18 protein-coding genes are annotated in these 22233 nt (G+C 42.5%); 13 read left to right on the top strand and 5 right to left on the bottom strand.

The window, feature by feature from the left end; all coding sequences use genetic code 11:
• The first annotated feature begins 205 nt into the window (after positions 1-205).
• On the top strand, positions 206-577 hold the full coding sequence (locus H3U82_RS07485) for a hypothetical protein (protein WP_078474622.1): 372 nt from the start codon (positions 206-208) through the stop codon (positions 575-577).
• Between the two features lie 77 nt (positions 578-654).
• On the opposite strand, the gene dsbD is transcribed toward H3U82_RS07485, so the two are convergent.
• Positions 655-2514, bottom strand: coding sequence for a protein-disulfide reductase DsbD (gene dsbD, locus H3U82_RS07480; RefSeq protein WP_232336123.1), 1860 nt, complete (start codon positions 2512-2514; stop codon positions 655-657).
• Between the two features lie 149 nt (positions 2515-2663).
• Positions 2664-3437, bottom strand: a complete 774-nt coding sequence (gene folE2, locus H3U82_RS07475; protein ID WP_198209902.1) for a GTP cyclohydrolase FolE2 — start codon at positions 3435-3437, stop codon at positions 2664-2666.
• Positions 3438-3693: 256 nt separating this feature from the next.
• Between folE2 and H3U82_RS07470 the strand changes: the two genes are divergently transcribed.
• The 7 genes from H3U82_RS07470 to H3U82_RS07440 all read left to right on the top strand — a co-directional run bounded on the left by H3U82_RS07470 (position 3694) and on the right by H3U82_RS07440 (position 12192).
• Positions 3694-4851 (top strand): PLP-dependent aspartate aminotransferase family protein, encoded by a 1158-nt coding sequence (locus tag H3U82_RS07470; protein WP_025329993.1) that lies wholly within the window; start codon positions 3694-3696, stop codon positions 4849-4851.
• 20 nt (positions 4852-4871) lie between these two features.
• Positions 4872-5654: a J domain-containing protein gene (locus H3U82_RS07465; RefSeq protein WP_084547743.1), complete on the top strand. Its 783-nt coding sequence runs from the start codon at positions 4872-4874 to the stop codon at positions 5652-5654.
• A gap of 47 nt (positions 5655-5701) precedes the next feature.
• The gene (locus H3U82_RS07460) at positions 5702-6478 is read left to right on the top strand and encodes a ferredoxin--NADP reductase (protein WP_198209900.1); all 777 of its coding nucleotides are present in this window, start codon (positions 5702-5704) and stop codon (positions 6476-6478) included.
• A gap of 107 nt (positions 6479-6585) precedes the next feature.
• Positions 6586-7002, top strand: coding sequence for a DciA family protein (locus H3U82_RS07455; RefSeq protein WP_198209898.1), 417 nt, complete (start codon positions 6586-6588; stop codon positions 7000-7002).
• 447 nt (positions 7003-7449) lie between these two features.
• Complete coding sequence (gene secA / locus H3U82_RS07450; protein ID WP_198209896.1) at positions 7450-10119, top strand: preprotein translocase subunit SecA; 2670 nt, start codon at positions 7450-7452, stop codon at positions 10117-10119.
• 267 nt (positions 10120-10386) lie between these two features.
• Positions 10387-11163 (top strand): ferredoxin--NADP reductase, encoded by a 777-nt coding sequence (locus H3U82_RS07445; protein ID WP_025329998.1) that lies wholly within the window; start codon positions 10387-10389, stop codon positions 11161-11163.
• 111 nt (positions 11164-11274) lie between these two features.
• On the top strand, positions 11275-12192 hold the full coding sequence (locus H3U82_RS07440; RefSeq protein WP_100125082.1) for a lysine exporter LysO family protein: 918 nt from the start codon (positions 11275-11277) through the stop codon (positions 12190-12192).
• A 9-nt stretch (positions 12193-12201) separates the two neighbouring features.
• On the opposite strand, the gene H3U82_RS07435 is transcribed toward H3U82_RS07440, so the two are convergent.
• The gene (locus H3U82_RS07435; protein WP_100125083.1) at positions 12202-12801 is read right to left on the bottom strand and encodes a hypothetical protein; all 600 of its coding nucleotides are present in this window, start codon (positions 12799-12801) and stop codon (positions 12202-12204) included.
• A 228-nt stretch (positions 12802-13029) separates the two neighbouring features.
• Positions 13030-13353: a hypothetical protein gene (locus H3U82_RS07430; protein ID WP_198209885.1), complete on the bottom strand. Its 324-nt coding sequence runs from the start codon at positions 13351-13353 to the stop codon at positions 13030-13032.
• Positions 13354-14372: 1019 nt separating this feature from the next.
• On the opposite strand from H3U82_RS07430, the gene H3U82_RS07425 reads away from it, so the two are divergent.
• From H3U82_RS07425 to H3U82_RS07415, 3 genes are all read left to right on the top strand, one after another.
• Positions 14373-15641 carry an MFS transporter gene (locus H3U82_RS07425; RefSeq protein WP_078474769.1) on the top strand — a complete coding sequence of 423 codons (1269 nt, stop codon included), beginning with the start codon at positions 14373-14375 and terminating at the stop codon, positions 15639-15641.
• Between the two features lie 22 nt (positions 15642-15663).
• Positions 15664-16488, top strand: a complete 825-nt coding sequence (locus H3U82_RS07420; protein ID WP_198209882.1) for an amidohydrolase — start codon at positions 15664-15666, stop codon at positions 16486-16488.
• A gap of 275 nt (positions 16489-16763) precedes the next feature.
• Positions 16764-17312 (top strand): hypothetical protein, encoded by a 549-nt coding sequence (locus H3U82_RS07415; RefSeq protein WP_084563732.1) that lies wholly within the window; start codon positions 16764-16766, stop codon positions 17310-17312.
• Positions 17313-17442: 130 nt separating this feature from the next.
• Here H3U82_RS07415 and H3U82_RS07410 read toward each other — a convergent pair whose 3' ends face one another.
• Positions 17443-18855 carry a P-loop NTPase fold protein gene (locus tag H3U82_RS07410; protein ID WP_198209880.1) on the bottom strand — a complete coding sequence of 471 codons (1413 nt, stop codon included), beginning with the start codon at positions 18853-18855 and terminating at the stop codon, positions 17443-17445.
• A 500-nt stretch (positions 18856-19355) separates the two neighbouring features.
• On the opposite strand from H3U82_RS07410, the gene uvrB reads away from it, so the two are divergent.
• The gene (gene uvrB / locus H3U82_RS07405; protein WP_025330007.1) at positions 19356-21383 is read left to right on the top strand and encodes an excinuclease ABC subunit UvrB; all 2028 of its coding nucleotides are present in this window, start codon (positions 19356-19358) and stop codon (positions 21381-21383) included.
• Between the two features lie 163 nt (positions 21384-21546).
• Positions 21547-21987, top strand: coding sequence for a hypothetical protein (locus H3U82_RS07400; RefSeq protein ID WP_144363174.1), 441 nt, complete (start codon positions 21547-21549; stop codon positions 21985-21987).
• The last annotated feature ends 246 nt before the right edge of the window (positions 21988-22233 follow it).

The following is a 22233-nucleotide window of genomic DNA, read 5'->3' as shown; positions in this document are numbered from 1 at the left end:
GGAGCTGCCTGAGCGATTAGTCAAAATGATTTTGTGCCTTTAGCTGTTTTTATTGCGTTGACATAAAAGTATATTTACAGAATTTAAACTAAAAAATTTTAATAAAAATTAGTTAATACTGGTCAAAAGCTGGAAAAAATTGGAAAATAGGTAATTAAATACTCTGCCATATTAAAATACTGGCAATATAAAGAAGGATATCACAGTGAGATTTGATGGCGTCATTGGTGAGTTAGCGGCAACTAAAGGTGTCATGGCGTGTGCTGTCGTGGATTATGAAAGCGGAATGTTTATAGACGGGGTTAGTCCGTCAGGTATGGATCTTGACATTCTGTCCGCCGGCAATACCGAAATTGTACGTTCAGAAATAAAAGCTATTGAGCGCCTTTATGGTCAGGACAACAATGAAGATGCTATAGACGATATTCTTATCAGCCTGCATAAACAATATTATTTATTACGGCCGATGAAGAATGTTCAAGGTGTGTTTATGTTTATGGTACTCGACCGCAAAACAGCCAATCTGGCACTGGCACGGCGCGCTTTGAAAGTGGCTGATCGTCATTATCAGGATTGAAACACACTCAAACAGAAAAAGTATGCACTGTTAATTCTCTGTGCAACAGCCTCTTTGCAAGCAAAGAGGCTGTGAATTTATTGTGCTTTCTGTACTTGTTTGTCATACCAGCTTAACAATTCTGATGCCGGTACATAGCCAATCAGTGGCTGGCTGCGATAGCCGTTTCTGTGTACAACAAATAATCCCGGAGGTCCGTACAGACCATAGCGTTGCATCATTCTGCGTTGTGCCGGCGTATTATTGGTTACATCAATCTGCAAAAAACGCTTTTCTTCAATTACCCGTCTGACTGAAGCTTTACTTAAAGTAAATGCGGTCATTTCCTTGCAGGATATACACCAGTCTGCATAAAAATCTACCAGTACCGGCTTATTCGGATCTTCATCAAACAACTCTTGCATAGCCTGACGCAATTGTTCCGGCTTATCGAAATAACGACCAAAATGCTGACCGTTTGGCGGTGTTAAAGTAAGAAAACGATGTAAAGGCGTCACACAGTTCATTATGCTGGCAGAAACAAAACCAATCCCGCAAGCCAGAAACAGTATACCGATAATCGCATTAAACCAGCGCTGACGTGCTGATGAATGATACCACTGCCAGCCTAAATAGATTGCCGGTATCAGCATCAGCAAAGTATAAATAGTGACTACCAGATAGTAATTCAGAAACGGAGTGGCAATATAGGTAGCGGCACCCAGCAGCATCAGACCGAACAGATATTTGACACCAATCATCCACTTACCGGCACGGGGCAGAATATGCACACCGAATACAGAAATCAGAATCAGCGGAATGCCCGTACCCAGCGCCATAACATACAGAGCCATGCCGCCCAGAGCAGCATCCCCGCTCTGCGCAATATAACCCAGTGCAAAAGCCAGAGGTGGTGCGACACAGGGACCGACAATCAGCGCTGACAATGCCCCCATTATCAGCACAGAGAGCAAATGTCCGCCATGAAAGCGGCCGCTGACCCGCTGAAAAAACGTCTGCCAGCGTGCCGGCAACTGAATACTGTATAAATCAAACATTGATAAAGCCAGTATCACCAGTATGGCTGCGGCAGCCAGCACTACCGCAGGCTGTTGCAGCCATCCGGTCAGAAACGCACCGGTACGGGCAGTAACAATACCAACAATAGTATAGGTAAAAGCGAGCCCCTGTACATAAACAAATGATAGGATAAATGCCCGCAATTTAGTGGTTTTCCGGCGGGTACCCATGACGATGGCTGATACTATCGGCAGCAGCGGATACATGCATGCTGTCAGACTCAATCCCATACCGGCAATAAAAAATGTCATTAAATTGGTAATCAGTGTTGCGCGGGAAAGCTGAAACAGACTGTCCCCGCCTGAGCTGCCTGACCACTCTGGTGGCGGAGCTTTAACCGGAGGATCAGTAAAAGTATCCGGCGGGACTGGCTGAATATGCGTTGATTGTGGCGTAATACGATATTTGCCGGTACGGCTGATGGTAAATGTATTTTCTACCGGCGGATAACAGATTCCTGCATCTGCACAGCCCTGATAAGATAAAGTTAACTGATACGGAACAGTCTGTGCATCTGATCTATAGTGCCAGACTGCGTCTGCATAATTATAGTAAACCTGCTGGGTGCCAAAAAACTCATCGTGCTTTTGCTGTCCCTGCCGGATAAATTGTCCTTCACCAAAGATATCTGCCGGTTCAGTAGTAATCTGAATTTTATTCCGGTACAGGTAATAGCCGTCGGCAATAACAAAATGTACACGAATATCCTGATTATGAACAATCAGTTCCGGTACAAAAGCCTGTTCCGGCGGTAATAATTTTTTATTGTCCGCAGCCAGCACTGCACTATTCAGCCCCAGCAGCAATACCAGCAGCATAAACATCAGTTTTAACAGGGAAGTCATACAGACACGAGAACGGGTAGGATTGTGATACATAAAAAATGGTCACTGTAACCAGTGTAATTTCAACCTGAACAATCAACAAAGAAAATGACTACCGGCAGAACCGAAGGGTAGTCATTATCTCCCCTTAAGTGCTTTCTGATTTCGTTTACCAGATAAAGCTAAGTCTGCAAACAATCAGTTTACGGGTATTGTATCAGTGCATAGGCAGAATGGTTATGAATAGATTCAAAATTTTCACTTTCTACAGTAAAAGACTGAATACGTGTATCAGTTTTTAGCGCGGTAGCAACATCACGAACCATATCTTCAACAAATTTGGGGTTATCATAAGCATATTCAGTAACATACTTTTCATCCGGCCGTTTCAGCAAACCGTATAACTGACATGAACCCTGTTGTTCTACCAGATCAATAATTTCTTCAACAGCAATTGATTCAGTGCATACCAGCGTAACAGTGACATGTGAACGCTGATTATGCGCCCCGTAAGCAGAAATTTCCTTACTGCACGGACACAGGCTGGTAACCGGAATAATAACCTGTAATGTTTGCTGATAAATACCAGCCTGAATTTCGCCACTGAGTACCACTTCATAATCCAGCAGGCTGGAAATACCGCTTACCGGAGCCTGCTTTTGCCGGAAAAAAGGAAAGCGCATACTGATTTTACCTGCTGTTGCCTGAAGTTTTTCTAACATGGCGGTAGTCAGCTGCCGCAGTACAGCAAAATCAATACTTTCATGCTGTGTCTGCATTAACTCAATAAAGCGTGACATATGTGTGCCTTTCTGTTCGGCCGGCAGTGACACAGTCATGGTTAAATCAGCAACAGTATGTTGTTTACCTGCAGCACAAATAATACTCAGCGGCAGGCGTAAGCCTTTCACACCAACCTGATTGATTGGCATATTGCGTTTATCAACACTGCTTTGCACGTCGGCAATAGTGTCCATTCTGATAATTTTCCTTGCAAAACAAATCTGAATCCAGCCGGCGCAGTATAGTTAAACCACAGAAAACGCCGGCATATAAGGCGTAAAATTATACTGTATGCCTTAATTCCGAGCAAATCAGTCGGGATTAGTGTAAAAGAAACAGCATGCTGCCTGATAACCAGAGTGCGTGCTAAACTAGCAGCCTCAGTACTAATGCCGTTACCCGTATAAACAGCTGTCTGAACAGCAAAACCAGTAATCAAACGGAGAAAATATGAAATTTGCCACACAGACCATCCATTCCAGTTATCAGCCGGAAGAACATAACCGTGCCCTAATGCCGCCTATTTATCAGAACAGCATGTTCGCCATGAATGAAATCGGCGAAAATATTCCGTTCCGTTATGCGCGTATTTCCAATCCGACACGGCAAGTACTTGAAGACACAGTCGCCGAGCTGGAAAATGGCTGTGCCGGTTTTGCCTATGGCAGTGGTATGGCCGGAATCGATGCTGTGTGGCGTACTTTTCTGCGGCCGGGTGATACCATTGTTGCGGTAGCCGATATTTATGGCGGAGCTTATGATTTATTAACCGAAGTATATGCCCAGTGGGGTGTTAACGTTATTTTTGCCGATCTTACCAATCCGGATAATCTGGACCGGATACTGGCACAGACCAAAGTAAAAATGGTATGGCTGGAAACCCCGAGTAATCCGCTGCTGCGTCTGGTAGACATCGCCGAACTGTCTGCTAAAGCCAAAGCTGCCGGTGCCATTGTCGGTATGGATAATACTTTTGCGACACCCTACGTACAGAATCCGCTGAATCTGGGTGTGGATATCGTCTTTCATTCCGCAACCAAATACCTGTGCGGACATTCAGATGTGCTGATGGGTATTGTTGTGGTAAAAGATCCTGCACATGCAAAATTATTACGTGCCTTAAGTATTAATACCGGCGGCGTGGCCGGTCCGATGGACTGTGCACTGGTATTACGCGGTATCAAAACACTGGTTGTACGTATGGACCGGCATTTATCCAATGCGGCTGAGCTGGCCAGACGCTTGCAGCAGCACCCTGCGGTAGAAAAAGTATTTTATCCGGGTCTGGCGGAACATGAACACCATGATATCGCCTGTAAACAGATGCAGCATGGTTTTGGCGGAGTGGTCTCCATTTATTTACGTCAGAACAGTCGCGAAGCAGCCAATAGTGTGATAAAAAATCTGCGCATGATTCGGATGGCGGCCAGCCTTGGCGGCGTCGAAAGCCTGATTAATCACAGTGCCAGCCAGTCGCATAGCGGCATGAGTAAAGAAGTTAAAGAATCACTGGGCATCCGTGAAGGCCTGCTGCGTATTTCAGCCGGTATCGAAGATATTGAAGATATCTGGGATGATATCAATCATGCACTCAATACCTTGATTTAACCTGTGTAAGTGAAAAATCCGTGCACAATTATTATGAAGTATTAAATGTTGCTCAAGGGGCATCCGACGAAGTCATTCGTGCGGCCTATCGGGCTTTGTCACAAAAATACCATCCTGACCGCAATCCGCATAATCCGCAGGCACATCAGCGTATGGCTGAGATTAATAAAGCATATGCAGTATTGTCTGATCCGGAGCAGCGCCATCATCATGATGTGTGGATTGCGCGGCAAAGCCTGCAGGCAAGGTTGTCACCGGCATTGCTGGCGCGCCGGCAGACACCATTTGCGCCTCCGGTTTTATTGCCTAACCATCAGGATAAAGTTGTCGACCTGCACGAACGCGGTCACGGCTGGTTATGGATTGTGGGGATTGCCGTACTGATTGCTATGGGCGGAGTGTGGTGGAGGCTGGCATATCCGCCGGCTAATAACGTTAATGAGCAGAGCAGCATGCCAGTTACCGCGGCACCCAATGGACAGCTTTTCCCGCTTAAAGCTGCTTATGTATCCGGCTATCCGGTTTTGCGTGAGCGCGGCAATAACAATATTGTCGTACATGCCACCTCCTTGCAATCGCCGGTATTTGCCCAATTATACGAATTGCACGCCGGTAAATTTACAGCTATACGCACCTTTTATATTCCGGCGGGCGAAACCTTTACCCTGCATAAAATCGGTGATGGCAGTTTCAGCCTGCAATACCAGCGTATTAATGATGGAAAATGGGCAGTAAGTGATGGTATTGAAATCAGTCATACCGAAGCCAGCCGAAAATATCAGGATATCGATATCAGACTGTAATCATACTGTCACCGCTCAGGCGGTGGTACACACACAGGAATAACTGCATGCAGGCTGCCGCAGAAGCCAAATTTACTGAAGAAACCGTACTCTGGGTTAAACAGCATACCCCTAAACTGCTGACTTTTGCCATCACACGGCCTGAAGCCTATCGCTTCAGTGCCGGTCAGTTTTCGCGTCTGGGCTTTCGTGACGGCGCAGGTTTTATCTGGCGCGCCTATTCTGTTGTATCTGCCGAATATGCAGATACACTCGAATACTTTGTAGTATTGATTGAAGGCGGACCGATGAGCGCCCGGCTGGCACAATTGCAGGCAGGCGATTCTATACTGCTGGATAAAACCGCTTTTGGCTTTTTTCTGCCGGGGCGATTTACTGATGGCGAGCAGCTGATCATGCTCAGTACCGGCAGCGGCATTGCGCCGTTTCTGTCTATGCTGCAACAGCCTGCTGTCTGGGAACGTTTCCGGCATATCGGGCTGGTACATTCTGTTTCACATGCCAATGAACTGATTTTCAGCCAGCATATAAACGAGTTAATCCATCACCCTCTGATTGGCGAATATACAGATCAACTGACTTACCAGCCGGTGGTTACCCGTGAACCGACTGCCGGAGCACTCGGTCAGCGTTTGCCGCAATTATTGCAGAATGGTACGCTGGCAGAAGGTCTGGGTTTGAGTTTCATCCCTGAACAAACCCGTTTTATGCTGTGTGGTAATCCGGCTATGGTTACCGATACTTTTCAGACCTTACTGGATATGGGCTATAGCATGCACCGTAACAGAGTACCGGGACAGATTATTATGGAGAACGGCTTTTAATCACCGGATAAAATCAGCTTCTGATATAACAAGTGTAAACTTAGCTATAACTTTCAAATCAAACCAAATATTCTGATGTCACCGGCAAATTAAGTTAGTATGGCAGTATGAACCTGAATCAATTCGGCAAAAAAAACGCCCAGCTTAATCAATTATTGCAGCAATCCGCACACTGGCAGCGTCTGAGTAACTGCCTGAAACAGGAGTTGCCGGCAAGTATGCGAACTCAGTTTAATGTCGCCTGTGTACGCACCGGCTGTCTGGTGGTGATTGCGCAAAATAGTATGGCTGCTTCGCGTTTACGTATGGTGTTGCCGGCATTATTGCCGCAACTGCGGCAGATTGATGATTCAATTGAAACTGTAAAGGTTAAAGTTCAGCCGGCAGAATCAAAACCGGAAGCAGTAAAGCATGCCAGTTTAAGCCCTGTGGCGCGCGATACGCTGGCACGTTCGGCAGAAGCTTTAACACATCATCCGGAACTGGCAGCAGCACTGCGCCGTTTAAGTGAAAAAAACAATTGAGCTATTTCAGTCTGTGTATTTGTCTGATGCTTTAAGCAATGAGAAATCAATTTAATCAGTATGACAAAATTAAATAAATATAAATAATATTTATTCTGTCCTGATTGTGAATCGTTATTCTTATACTGGTGTGCAATCAACTATTTTTAAAATAAAATTCAGTTGCCGGAACAGTAATAATCGGTATTACATATAAATTTTTTCATCTTCACATAGCAGCGTTAAAGACATGAACAGCTTCTATAGTGTCAGACAGTGCTTGGAAAAAAGGGTTTTACCATTATATTAAGCACCATAAACAGCAATCAGTAACTTCTGAACAGCTTCAGATTGCACATAATTGACACAGGCATGCAAACAGCCGCACTGCAGCGTAGGCGCTTGTGTTAAAATCTCCTATTTCAAGCTTACTATTTATTGCGCCAGCAGGTGCCGGACTGTTGATTTATGTTGAAAAACTTAGCTAAAAAAATTCTCGGAAGCCGCAACGACCGGCTTTTGAAACAATATCGTAAAGAAGTATCCAGAATCAATGCGCTCGAACCACAACTTCAAGCTTTAAGCGATACTGAACTACAGGCTAAAACTACTGAATTCAAACAACGTCTGGCTGATGGGGAAAAACTCGATAGCCTGCTGGTAGAAGCTTTTGCCGTATGCCGTGAAGCCAGTAAGCGTGTACTCGGTATGCGGCATTTTGATGTGCAGCTTATCGGCGGTATGGTACTGCATTATGGCAAAATTGCCGAAATGCGTACCGGTGAAGGGAAAACTCTGGTTGCCACGACAGCCGTCTATCTGAATGCTCTGACCGGTAAAGGCGTACATGTAGTTACCGTGAATGATTATCTGGCTGCACGTGATGCCGGAATCATGCGTCCGCTGTATGAATTTCTGGGCATGTCTGTCGGCATCATTATCAGCAACATGGATCATGCCGATAAAAAAGCCGCTTATCTGGCTGATATTACCTACGGTACCAACAATGAATACGGCTTCGATTATTTACGCGACAACATGGTAAGTGATCAAAGCGAAAAAGTGCAGCGTGAGCTCTCATTTGCGGTAGTTGATGAAGTAGACTCTATTCTGATTGACGAAGCCCGTACACCGTTGATTATTTCCGGTCAGGCTGACGATAACGTCACCCTTTATCAGGTAATGAATCAGATTCCGCCACAGCTGATTGCCCAGAAAAGCGAAGACGGTGAGGGCGATTACTGGGTAGACGAAAAAGCACGGCAGGTAGTGCTCAGTGATCAGGGGCATGAGCATGCCGAGCAGATTCTCACCAAAATGGGTTTGCTGCAGGAAGGGGATTCCCTGTATTCCACTACCAATATCATGCTGATGCATCATCTGATGGCTGCGCTGCGGGCTTATACACTCTACCAGCGCGACCAGCATTATGTGGTACAGGATGGCGAAGTAATTATTGTTGACGAATTTACCGGCCGCCTGATGGCCGGACGGCGCTGGTCTGATGGTCTGCATCAGGCTGTTGAAGCCAAAGAAGGCGTGGAAATCAACAAAGAAAACCAGACACTGGCTTCCATTACTTTCCAGAATTTCTTCCGTCTGTATGACAAACTGGCCGGCATGACCGGTACTGCCGACACGGAAGCCTTCGAATTTCAGAATATTTACGGTCTGGAAACCGTTATCATCCCGCCAAACCGCCCGATGATACGTAAAGATCTGAACGACCAGATATATCGTTCTATCGAAGAAAAATACGAAGCTGTGGTTGCCGATATCAAAGAGCGCCATGCCAAAGGTCAGCCAATCCTTGTTGGTACCACCAGTATTGAAAATTCCGAACTGGTATCCGCCTTACTGGATAAAGAGCACCTCAGGCACAATGTTCTCAACGCCAAAGAACATGCGCGTGAAGCGGATATTATTGCTCAGGCAGGCCGCCCCGGCATGATTACCGTAGCCACCAATATGGCCGGTCGTGGTACGGATATTGTGCTCGGCGGCAATATCAAACCGCAAATAGATGACATTAATGCCGACGACAGCCTCACCGAAGAAGCGAAAAAGAGCGAAATCGACAAATTACAGCAGCAATGGCAGATTGACCACGATGCCGTGATTGCAGCTGGCGGTTTACACATTATCGGTACCGAACGCCATGAAAGCCGCCGTATTGATAATCAGCTGCGCGGCCGTGCCGGTCGTCAGGGTGATGCCGGTTCCAGCCGCTTTTACCTGTCGTTTGAAGATCCGCTGTTGCGCCTGTTTGCACTTGACCGTGCAACAGCCATTCTTAACCGTCTGGCTCCTGAACGCGGCGTAGCCATAGAAGCCGGAATGCTCAATCGCCAGATTGAAGGAGCACAGCGCAAAGTCGAAAACCGTAACTTCGACATGCGCAAACAAGTACTTGAATACGACGATGTAGCCAACGACCAGCGTAAGGTTATTTATCATCAGCGTGCCGATATTCTGGCCAGCAACGATATTGACGGTCTGATGCAGGAAATACGCCATGATGCAATTGTTGATACTGTAGACAGCTTTATTCCGCCGGATAGCATGGAGGAGCAGTGGGATATTTCCGGTCTGGAAAACAAACTGGCTGCTGATTACAACATTGAAGTTTCCATCAATGACTGGCTTAAAGAAGACAACAGCCTCGACAACGAAAGCATTTCTGAACGTCTGCTGGATATAGTAGAAAAAGATTATGCTCATAAAGTCGAACTGGTTGGCATCGACACCATGCGCAAATTTGAACGCGACATTATGCTGCAAATCATTGACAGCCGCTGGCGTGAACATCTGGCCGATATGGATTACCTGCGTCAGGGTATTCATCTGCGCGGTTATGCCCAGAAAAATCCGAAACAGGAATACAAACGCGAAGCATTTGAAATGTTTCAGGCCATGTGGAGCAATATTCGCCATACCGTTGCTTCATTGCTGATTTCAGTGCGTTTTCAACCGGCCTCTGAAGAAGAGCAGCAAGAAGTATTCGCTGCTGATAATGTAGCAGAAGATGAAGATTTCAGCCCCGAAGCTCTGGAAGCACGCGGTATTGTTATTCGTCGTAACGATCCGTGCCCGTGTGGCAGCGGTTTGAAATACAAACTGTGCCATGGCCGTCTGTAACTGCGGATAAACCAGCTTAACATCAACAGGTTGCTATATTTATGGCAACCTGTTGATATATTTACTGCTGTTTAGATAAAACTGCCTGAAACAGAGTACTTTTATTAAAGTGAATACTCTAAAACCCATTGAACAGCACATCAAATTGTCTTAAAATTCACACCTTACGTCAGCAACCAGAGCATAAATGTCCCTGAATGGCAACAGAAAGCTGGCGTGTTTTCGGTTTACGCTAATAATACCGCTTTCCTTAACCATGGATAATTAATGGCAGCCTATAACACACAAAAAGTATTGTCTGTACACCACTGGACAGACGCATATTTCACATTTACCTGCACACGGGACGAATCATTACGTTTTCAGAATGGTCAGTTTGTGATGATTGGTCTGATGGTAGACGGTAAACCCCTGATGAGAGCCTACAGTATTGCCAGTGCCAATTGGGAAGAAGAGCTGGCTTTTTTCAGTATTAAAGTACAGGATGGTCCGTTAACCAGCCGCTTGCAGCATCTGAAACCGGGTGACGAAGTACTGGTGAGTAAAAAGCCTACCGGTACCCTGATTGTCGGTGACCTTAACCCCGGCAAACATCTGTATCTGCTGTCTACCGGTACCGGTCTGGCACCATTTCTCAGCGTAACCAAAGACCCGGACATCTATGAACAGTTTGAAAAAATCATTCTGATTCACGGCGTGCGCTATAAAAAAGATCTGGCCTATTATGATCATTTCACCACAGAGTTACCCAATCATGAATATCTGGGTGAATTAGTACGTGAAAAACTGATTTACTATCCGGTGGTTTCCCGGGAAGATTTCATCCATCACGGACGCCTGACTGATTTAATGAAATCGGGTAAACTGTTTACCGACATTGGCTTGCCGCCGATTAATCCTGCTGACGACCGGGCGATGATTTGCGGCAGCCCCGAAATGCTCAGAGACAGCTGTGAAACACTTAACAGTTTTGGTTTGACTATTTCCCCGAAAATGGGGCAGCGTGGTGACTACGTTATCGAACGCGCTTTCGTTGACCAGTAAAACCTGAACGTATATTTCACAGGCAGCCATTGTCACACAATGTGCTGCCTGTTTTGTACCAGCCTGTAGCCAAACCGTTTATTATCCCAATTTTGCCGTACACAATTATCCATGCAACATTTAATCTCCCTGCTAATCATCCTGATTCCCTTGTTTATCGGATTTTGCATACCCACACCGGTACGGGTTGTAAACTGGCTGAATTACGGGCTGGCATGGCTGGTATATCTGATTTTATTTCTAATAGGATTATCACTGGCGCAAGAGCCCGATCTGGGCGCACAACTGGCTAATATCAGCTTAACTGTAGCGGTATTATTCATCTGCCTGATCGCAGCCAATCTACTGATATTTATCTGGTTTGACCGCCGTTATCCGTGGCGGCTGAACCGGCAGCAGCAAACAGGCCAGTCCGGCAGTACCAGTATTATGGGCAGTCTCAAGCAGGTTGGTTGTCTGCTTGCCGGGCTAATCGCCGGCAATTATCTCTCTTTTGACTGGCTGGGCAGCCCGCTGGCTGCTGTTAATAAAGCGCTGATAATTTTACTTTTACTGGTGGGCATGCAGTTGCGCAGCAGCGGCATTACCCTGCATCAGGTATTTCTCAATCGCCGCGGCGTTATCTGTGCCGGATTATTCACACTGGCCAGCCTGCTTGGCGGTTTGCTATTTGCCCTGATTATGCCTGATGTGTCTGTAAGTAAAGGGCTGGCACTTAGCAGCGGTTATGGCTGGTATTCACTTTCCAGCATTATCATGAGTCAGGCTTACGGGGCTGTCTGGGGCAGTATTGCCATGTTTAATGATCTGGCACGCGAATTCTTTGCGCTTATTTTTATTCCCGTACTGATGCGTCGTTATCCTACTACAGCCGTCAGCGTAGGTGGTGCAACCAGTCTGGATTTTACTTTGCCGGTAATACAGTCTTCCGGCGGCATTACTGCCGTACCGGTAGCAATCAGCTTTGGTTTTATTGTTAATATTACTTCGCCAGTATTGATGGTGTTTTTTTCATCACTACAGTTTTAAAAGATAATATTAATTATGACAATTATTCCCTAAATATCCTTCACAAAATCGGCATCCAAAAACATAACTATCTTTTTCATCTAATGTATCTTTACCCGTAAATGAGTGATTACAGTATTGGCATTTAGAAATACCTGATGCAAAAGCAAAGCAGTTTAAACAAAAATAATAATCTTTTTCTAATTCGACACAAGAACCTTCTTTTTCACAGTACCAACAAGTTACCCATTTTTGGTCTAAATTATCATAATCAGTAGCATATATAGTTTTTTGATTATTAGCTAAATAGGTATGAATATCATCAGCTACAATTTCATCATCACATTTCGTGCAAATTAGTGTGTTTAATTTTTGGGGTTCTAATTTTATTAAGAATGGAATTTTTAAGAGTATATCTGTTTTGCAATTATGACAATTATATTTGATTTGAAATTGCATTGTTTCACATACTTTACAGGTAAATTCTGTAATCAATTTATGGTATATATTTGTTTTAACTGATGATTTAAAGCTGCAAACATTACATTTTTCTTTAGTCTCATAACTTTTTAATTCATCCTGTAAGTTGTCATATTTAAGTTGCAGATATGGTTTATGCTCTAATAGCATTTTTGTAATAATCTTAAGTTTTCTATCGAAATCCTTAAAGAATTCTTTCCATTGATTTTGTAATAATTTATCTAAACAATAAAGAGCTTTATATCGGTTTATGATAATCCTATCTTTGTCCTCATTTTGAGTATCTTCTGAAAAAAAATGAATAATATTATTTCTAAGGTCTTTTAATTCTTCAAAAACTTTATGATTAATTAAATATAAACTATCTTTATCAAATTTTTAAAGAATTTTTTTAGCTTCGTCAGGATTAATAGAAGTAAATTCTTTGTTAATAAAATTTTCTATCGTTGCATTTTTTTGCTTTTTAAAAATTAGTTTCCAGTCAATTTTAATTATTCGAGCTTTGAGAAAAAGTTCAAAAGCAGAGCACAAGCAAATAATAGAAACCTTCAAATCATTTTCAAAATAATTGACTGATTTTTCTAAAAAATCTATTGCATTATGCACTAGTAATTTAAAATGCTCATTTACTACTTGTTGTTCCTCAGTGTTAAGTGATTCAGTTGTTTTGTCTGAATCAGTTTTAATTTGTTTAATATCCATTTAAATATAATTTCTTTTTTAAAATACCAACAATTTTATTAATATAACTTATATTGTAAAGAAAAATATTACATAACTTAATAAAAAATCCTCAAAATATCAGTTTTAATTAGTACCTGTATTTTTTGAGGTTGAAATAATCAATTTTAAAAAGATAAGCAGTGGTTATTAAAAATTTATGTGAGAGAAATCGAATGAAGTAAGAGAAATTTAATGTTAAAATTAAATTTTTTATGTAAAAATTAATTTGATTAGATATATTGTTTAAAAATATAATCTGATATATGGGTTTGTTTTAATTTAATCAAAGTTTAAACTCAGGGAGAATAAGATGGATGATAAATAAACATCAAGACAAAGATATATATAATTTTTTATAAAAATAAAATAAAAATATATATTGTCTGACCATAAAATGGTTCATTCACCATAATAATCATTTAATATTATTTGCATAAATTGTATGCCAAATAAAATGAATGTTTTAACGCTTGTCAGGGACAACTACGGATAGATATTGGATATTTATTGGTATTTATTTTTAAAAAAATATTATTATTAAAATAATATTTTTTATTAAGAATAAATTTTCATAATTTGTTGCTAAAACAAATGTAATAGAAAAAAAGGTGCACAAAATGTACCAATTTTATTAGAATTAAAATAATTTATTAATTAATAACCTTTGTGTGCAATAAAGACTTAAAGATTTGCTTAAAATCAAAACTTTATTGTATATAATTGTAGTTAAATGGAAAAAGACTAATATACTAGTGTATATATCTGGAAAGATAAATCTTGTATATCTTAATGTTTAATAGATTGATTATCAAAAAAAGGGTTATTAATGAAAAATTTCATCTGTTTTATTTTGTTTTGAATAACATTATGTTTTTTTATTGGCTTTAAATGCTATTAAGTGTAAATTAAAGACATAAAGTTTTAAAAATTAAGTTCTATCTCTGCTGCAAGCACAACAAATTGATCTTCTCTAAATTAGATAAAGAAAGAGAAACTTTATGTTTACGTGGTACCGAGCAGTATCAGGAAATGAAAGAAAAACCTTTTGGGCATGCTTTAGTGGCTGGGCACTCGATGCTCTGGAAACACAGATGTTTGGTTTGGTGATTCCGTCACTAATTGTATATTTTGCTATCAGTAGAGGGGAGGCCGGCTTATTCAGTAGTGCCACACTTGTCACTTCAGCACTGGGTGGCTGGTTTGCAGGAGCTCTTTCAGACCGGTACGGACGCGTTAAAACATTGCAAATTATGATTATATGGTTTGCAATTTTTACATTTCTGGCGGCATTTGTTACCGAATATCACTGGTTGCTGGTGCTGAAAGCTTTACAGGGATTTGGTATTGGCGGTGAATGGGCAGCCGGAGCTGTACTGATGGCAGAAACCATTTCCAGCCAGTATCGCGGCAAAGTGATGGCAACAGTACAAAGTGCATGGGCAGTGGGATGGGGACTGGCTGTTATACTATTTTCCATTGTATTCAGTCTGGCTCCGGAAACTTTCGCCTGGCGCATCATGTTTGCAGTTGGTTTATTGCCGGCATTACTGATTTTCTATGTACGCCGGCATGTACAGGAGCCGGTAAAACAAGCTAGCGTAGTTTCGAAAAACGAAAACAGCATGCCTATTAAAGAAGCATTGTTCGGTATCTTTTCTCCTTCACTGATTCGTATTACTTTACTAGGCGGTTTACTGGGTTTGGGCGCACATGGCGGTTATCATGCAATCATGTCATGGCTGCCTACGTATCTGAAAGAAGAACGCCACCTTTCTGTGCTCAATTCCAGTGCCTATCTGGCAGTAATCATCGTTGCCTTCTGGTGTGGCTGTATGGCCAGTTCAGTTTTACTCGATAAAATCGGCAGACGTTTTAATGTTGCCTGCTTTGCTATATGTTGTGTGATTACTGTACGTATTTATCTGTTTGTCCCCTTAACCAATACCCAGATGCTGTTTCTGGGTTTTCCGCTGGGATTCTTTGCTGCCGGCATCCCCTCCAGTCTTGGGGCATTATTTAATGAATTGTATCCGCAGAAATACAGAGGTGCAGGAGTAGGCTTCTGTTATAACTTCGGCCGTATTCTTTCCTCTGCATTTCCGTCTCTGGTCGGGCATATGAGCGCTTCAATGTCGCTGGGTTCAGCCATCGGTATAGATGCCAGCTGGGCTTATTCAATCGTGGTCATTAGCGTATTGCTGTTACCGGAAACCAAAGGGCGCGACTTAAGCGAAATTGATCAGGACGGTCAGATATCAGACAAATAGCAGATTGAGAAAGAGAAATAACATGAATCAGGAGTCAGTGGGTATTATAGACAGCCACGCCCATGTTTTTATGCTGGATTTACCGATGGTGTCCGGCCGCCGCTACACACCGGCACAAAATGCGCCGCTCGCTGATTATCTGGCACATCTGGATGCTCATGGCTGCACACATGGCGTATTGATTCAGCCCAGTTTTCTGGGTTATGACAATAGCTTTATGCTTCAGGCTATTGCACAGACTAAACCCCGTCTCAGAGGCGTTGCCTGTGTTGAGCCCTCTATCACAATGCCTGAACTTGCAGCACTGGATAAAGGCGGTATTGTCGGTATACGCCTGAATATTATTGATGGTGTCCAGCCGGATTTACAAACCGATTCATGGCAAAATCTGCTTGATAAAGTAAAAAAGCTTAACTGGCATGTAGAAGTACATTGCCGCAGTAACAAACTCAGTGACATGATTGCAACACTGCTCAAACAGGATGTGAAAGTGGTGATTGATCATTTCGGCCGGCCTTTGGATTGTCTGCCTGCCCGAGATTATGGTTTTCAGCAGTTACTCGAGTGGGGGCGTAGCGGAATGATATGGTGTAAACTGTCCGGAGCATACCGGATTAGTGCTGCCGCAGCAGAAGGTCACAAATTCTTTGCTTCTGCCATCCCTTTATTAGTAGAAAATCTGGGCAGCCACCGGCTGATGTGGGGCAGTGACTGGCCGCATACCCAATTTGAACAGCAGATTACCCCTGATTATCTGTCTGCACAGCTGAATATGCTGTTGCAGGATAAACAGCTGACACACAATATACTCTGGGATACACCGGCAAAGCTGTTCAGATTTATCTAAAAAATGCTATCCGTCCAACTGAAATCACTTAGGTAAGTAATCAACTCAGTATGCGGAGAAAATGACTTCGGCAGACAAAAAAATATAAAACTTATTTACCATATAAACTATATCTTTAAACATTAATCATTCATTGATATCTTTAATTGTGAAGTTATCATGGATTAAGAGAAACAGAATTTAAGCTTTATTGTCCGCTGTTGGCATGGAAGCTTTGGCTTTATCTGACTTGATATATAAAGTTAAAGCAATATCTGATTAACCAGGAAAACCGTATGAACAAACTGCTGCTTACCTCTGTCTTATTGTTTTGTATATCGGCAGGCGCTGCTGCCAAAGAATACAATTATGAAACCAGCGATGTGAATGATCTACCGCCGCAGTGCATTACATTAAAAGCTTTTGTATCCACAGCCAACAATCAGTATGACATGGCTTATAAAGGGCAGAAATCTTTATCTGCTGCCGATAATGTTGTTTCCACCGAAATCAGAGCAGCGTTTCTGAAAGGCACGCCGGAAGAATATCTGAATAATGGCATGCTGCAATATTATAATCTGATAAAAAGAAACGGTCTTGAAAAGGAAATTGCAGAGAACCGGATTTATAATCTGACCGGTTTTATGTCACGTGAGGATTTAATCAATATCGCTAAAAAAATCAAAAATCAGGCCTTAAGCGGTAAACTGGACAGTAAACAGTTCAGACTGAATGATGAAACAGTGATTAATGCCTGTCTTAAAAAGGCAGCCAAACCGCCGGCAGGCAGTGGTGCAGATTATTACAAAGCCATTGATTATTCTAAACGTACACCGAAAAAATAAATATTTAAACCGCCTGTATGGCGGTTTTTTTATTCAAATTTTATTTTTGCCAGCAGGTTTCAATATTTCAGATATTAATTCTTTATTCGTAAAAAAGATAAAAAATGTAGATAAGTACCTATCCGGAAAATTAATTAAATTTGAATGAATTAGAAATTTCAATGGCTTTTTTTATGTTTAACACCATTTGTAAATTTATGCTAGGTTTTTCGTATTCATATTCAATTTCAATGTCAATTAGTCTTTCTATTTTATTTTCATCAAAATTAAATTTTCTTACATTTTGCTCAATTTCATCTTCTGATGAATATAAATCATAAATATATGGTGATGTTCTTAACAATAAAAATTCTAATAATTCCAAATAATAATTAGAATTTTTATCATCTGAAGCACAATGTGAATCAATATTTTTTATTGTTTCATCAAGAAAATCACTAAAATTTTTATTACCCAAATTTTTATAAATATCCGGAAATTTTAATTTTAATATAATTAAAAAGATAAATATAATAAGTGTCCAATTTTTTAAACGAATATTAATTTTCGTTCTAATAACGACATTAAAAATATTACAAAGAGCTTCTTGTTCTCTTAAGCTTAATGTGTATTTGTGAACAATATCTACTAAAAATTCACTAGCCGGAACGTTTGTATCTTTTGTTTGAAAATACTTTCCAAGTGAAAATTTATTTATTAAATGAGTAATATATTTTCGATTTGATAGCGGAAGCTGATAATCAAAATCAATAAACCGGCGCAGATAGCCGTTAACATCCAGCCCTTGACCGTACACAGCCCTAATAGAATGACCGAGCTGAGTTTTATCCGTCGCCAGTACAAAAATAATATTATCGACATTAAACAAATGTTTGGCTTTTTCCAGCACCTCAATCGCAAAATCAGGGCGACAGCGATCCAGTTCATCAATAAAAATTACCAACGGCTTTTGTTTATCGCCGCCCGTATAACATTGTGCTAGCTTACTTAATTCTTCTTTAAATTTGCTTAAAGTTCTCCGAGATTCTTCGTATTTTTTAATCTGTTCTTTCACTAGGGATTCACCTAATGCACCTAAGGTTTTGGCTAGTTCATCAGCATTGGTTAAACCACCTGAAATAGCTTTAATACTTAGATTGGCAGCAGAAGGTGCAACAGCTTTAGCAAATTTGGCTGCATATTTATAGATAGGCGCAATGATTTTTTCGGCCTTAGTTTTATCCTGAACTTTTAATTTTTCTATAGATAAACTAATTTCCCCAATCAGCGCAATTAAGGCATCCTCAGTATAATCACTTTCCCATGCGTTAAAATAAATAGTAGTTATATTCCGTTTCTTCAGATACTGCTGCCACATTTTGATAAAGGTGGTTTTACCTTGTCCCCAGCCACCATCAATACATAGTACAATAGACTGTTCAAAGCTGGTAATAAATTGGGTTAGATTCTCGATATTCTCTTTTCTGCCCAGTGCATCGTTTTTAAACGGATTATTGGCATCAATTTCGATAGGCTGGCATTTGCCCAGGCTGAGTTTACCCATAAAACTTTTTCCCCTGTATAACAATATTCTGCCGGTACTCACCGGTTATTCTGGTTGGTGTAATCAATGATTTCATTATAATATTTCTGAATGGTTGTAATACAGAAATCAATCCGGAAAGGCGCATAAAAATATCCCCGTTAGCGGGTTTTACAACACAGCCAGACAGGGCGCAGTATGATTACACCAACCATCTATTGCCTGCTGTCGGCTAACGCAAAACCACCGGCCGGCAGGGCAGGCTCGGCATAATATGCATAATTGGCTGCTGTGGAATATTAACTTTCTGATTAAATAAGTGATTTGTTAGAAAACCACCATAAAAAGTAAAGTCTGGCAGAAGCCGGTATTTCAGCAAGCAGAAGTAATATAAAGCATTATGTTCAAACTTGCTTTTTACCTGTAATGGCCTTATTTATAAGCCAAAACCGCTGCCGGCGGTTTTGGCTGTTTCAGCCGTGATTTTTTGCTGAGTTGAATTTTATTTAGGTTACAAACTTATGGATGTTATTCAGTATCCGGGTAGTGTGTTTAAACTGCACCAGCCATTTCCCCCTGCCGGTGATCAGCCGGCTGCAATCAAAGGATTGCTGGAGGGGCTGGAAGACGGTTTGTCCGGCCAGACTCTGCTCGGCGTTACCGGCTCCGGTAAAACATTCACCATGGCCAATGTGATTGCGCAAAGCGGCCGGCCGGCGATTATCATGGCGCATAACAAAACGCTTGCCGCCCAGTTATATGCGGAAATGCGTGAGTTTTTTCCGGAAAACGCAGTCGAGTATTTTGTTTCCTATTATGATTACTATCAGCCGGAAGCCTATGTGCCCAGCCGTGACCTGTTTATTGAAAAAGATTCGGCCATTAATGAGCATATCGAGCAGATGCGTCTGAGTGCCACCAAAAGCCTGATGCAGCGTCAGGATGTAGTGATTGTGGCAACTGTATCGGCCATTTATGGTATTGGTGATCCTAATGAGTATCACCAGATGATTCTGCACCTGAAAGAAGGGCAGAAAATCGACCAGCGCGATATCATCGCGCGTCTGGTAGCTATGCAGTATGAGCGTGGTGATATCGACTTTGCCCGCGGTTCTTTCCGCGTGCGCGGTGATGTGATTGATATTTTCCCTGCGGAAAGCTCTGAGCTGGCTTTGCGTGTCAGTCTGTTTGACGACGAAGTAGACCGTATGCAGCTGTTCGACCCCATATCCGGCAGCCTGCAACAGCGTGTCGGGCGCTATACCGTATTCCCGTCCAGCCACTATGTTACCCCGCGCGAAACCGTATTGCGGGCATGCGAAAACATCAAACAGGAGCTGGGCGACCGGATTAAATGGTTTACCCATGAAGGACGACTGGTCGAAGCGCAGCGCATTGAACAGCGCACCCGCTTTGATCTGGAAATGCTCTATGAAATGGGTTTTTGCAAAGGTATTGAAAACTACTCACGCCACTTTTCCGGCAAACCGGAAGGAGAGCCGCCGCCTACATTAATGGATTATCTGCCCAAAAATGCACTGATGTTTATCGATGAGAGCCATGTGACCGTCAGCCAGATTGGCGGTATGTACAAGGGCGATGCTTCACGTAAGCAGAATCTGGTGGATTATGGCTTTCGCCTGCCGTCTGCGCGGGATAACCGGCCGTTAAAATTCAATGAATTTGAGCGGGTGATGCCGCAAACCATATTTGTGTCGGCTACACCGGCGAAATATGAAGAAGAACATGCCGGTCAGGTAGTCGAGCAGGTGGTGCGACCCACCGGTCTGGTGGATCCGGAAATCATTATCCGTCCTGTGGCCACACAGGTAGACGACTTACTCTCGGAAATCAATATCCGCCGCGAGCTGGGCGAGCGCGTGCTGGTCACCACGCTAACCAAACGCATGGCCGAACAGCTTACCGATTACTACGCCGAGCTGGGTGTAAAAGTGCGCTATCTGCACAGTGACATTGATACCGTCGAACGGGTAGAAATCATTCGTGACCTGCGTCTGGGATTGTTTGATGTACTGGTAGGCATTAACCTGCTGCGTGAAGGGCTGGATATTCCCGAAGTTTCACTGGTGGCAATTCTGGATGCGGATAAAGAAGGTTTTCTGCGCAGTCACCGCAGCCTGATTCAGACCATAGGTCGCGCTGCACGCAATGTTAACGGTAAAGCTATACTGTATGCCGATAAAATTACCGATTCCATGAAAGCCGCCATAGACGAAACCGAGCGCCGCCGTGCCCGCCAGATATCTTTTAATGCAGAACACGGTATCGTGCCTCAGCAAATTAAAAAACAGGTACGCGACCTGATAGATGGCGTTTACCACGATGAAAACGGCAGCAAAGGGCGAGGTCGCAGCAAACTCAAAGTCGGAGAAATCCATAACGAAGATGATGCTGTTAAAGAAATCGCCAAACTGGAAAAAGCCATGCAGGCTGCTGCACGTGATTTACAGTTTGAAGAGGCAGCACAGATTCGGGACAAAATCCGTGCGATTAAAGAAAATCTGTTATTTGGTGCCAGCGAAGCTTAATCACTGGCTTTTTCTGCGCCGGCTGCGGTAAAGTATCTAGTATCATGCCGGAGTAGTCAGAGATACTTAACACCAGACAGCATACTTGCATACGGCATTGTCAGGTACACTGAATAACACAAGCCGGCTCCTGTTAGCCGGCCGGTCAGAACGGGACAGCATCATGCAGCACAGGCAGATCCATACCCATCATCCATCAGCTTTGGCCAGACTGCCCGCAATTATGCTGCAAACGCTAAGCAGTGTAATCATCACCGCTTTATTCTGTACTATATTATTTTACTGGCGCGCCAATAGTGAACTGCCCTTGATGCAGATCAGCTTACTTAATTTCAATGATATCAAGCTTATTCTTGTACTTATCTGTGGCTGCATGCTTTTTGCGTTAGTCCCTTCACTATTGGCGGCCGTATTCTGCTCTTATTTTGTCTGGCGTCTGCCGCGCTTTCTGCTCAGCGCAGCCGCAGCCGCAGCCATTATTGCCTTTTCAGTCGCACTCCTGCAAAACTGGCTATTTAGCTGGCCGCTGGACTGGATACCGATACTGTTTAATGCACTGGCCGCCGCCATCAGTGCGCTGTGTGTAAGCCGTTTGCAACAATAGGCACAGAAAAAAATAGCCATAACCGCAGCGGTCATAGCCGGCATAGTTATAATACCCTTGTCATTGATTTGTAAAAATTTGTATAAAAATATATAAAAATTAATTTAAAACAATAAAGATATAATCATTTGCTGTTACTATAAAATAGCATTGTCATGCTAATAAAAAACAATTTTCTTAATAAACAATAAAATAGTTAATAAAAAGCCATAGAGTCTGGTACATACCGTATTTTGCTATTGCTGC

Origin of the sequence: Snodgrassella sp. W8132, from assembly GCF_016100865.1 — a bacterium.
In the GTDB taxonomy this organism is placed as follows: domain Bacteria; phylum Pseudomonadota; class Gammaproteobacteria; order Burkholderiales; family Neisseriaceae; genus Snodgrassella; species Snodgrassella alvi.
Note: the sequence above shows the minus strand (reverse complement) of the source record. Positions and strands in the feature narration are given on the sequence as shown.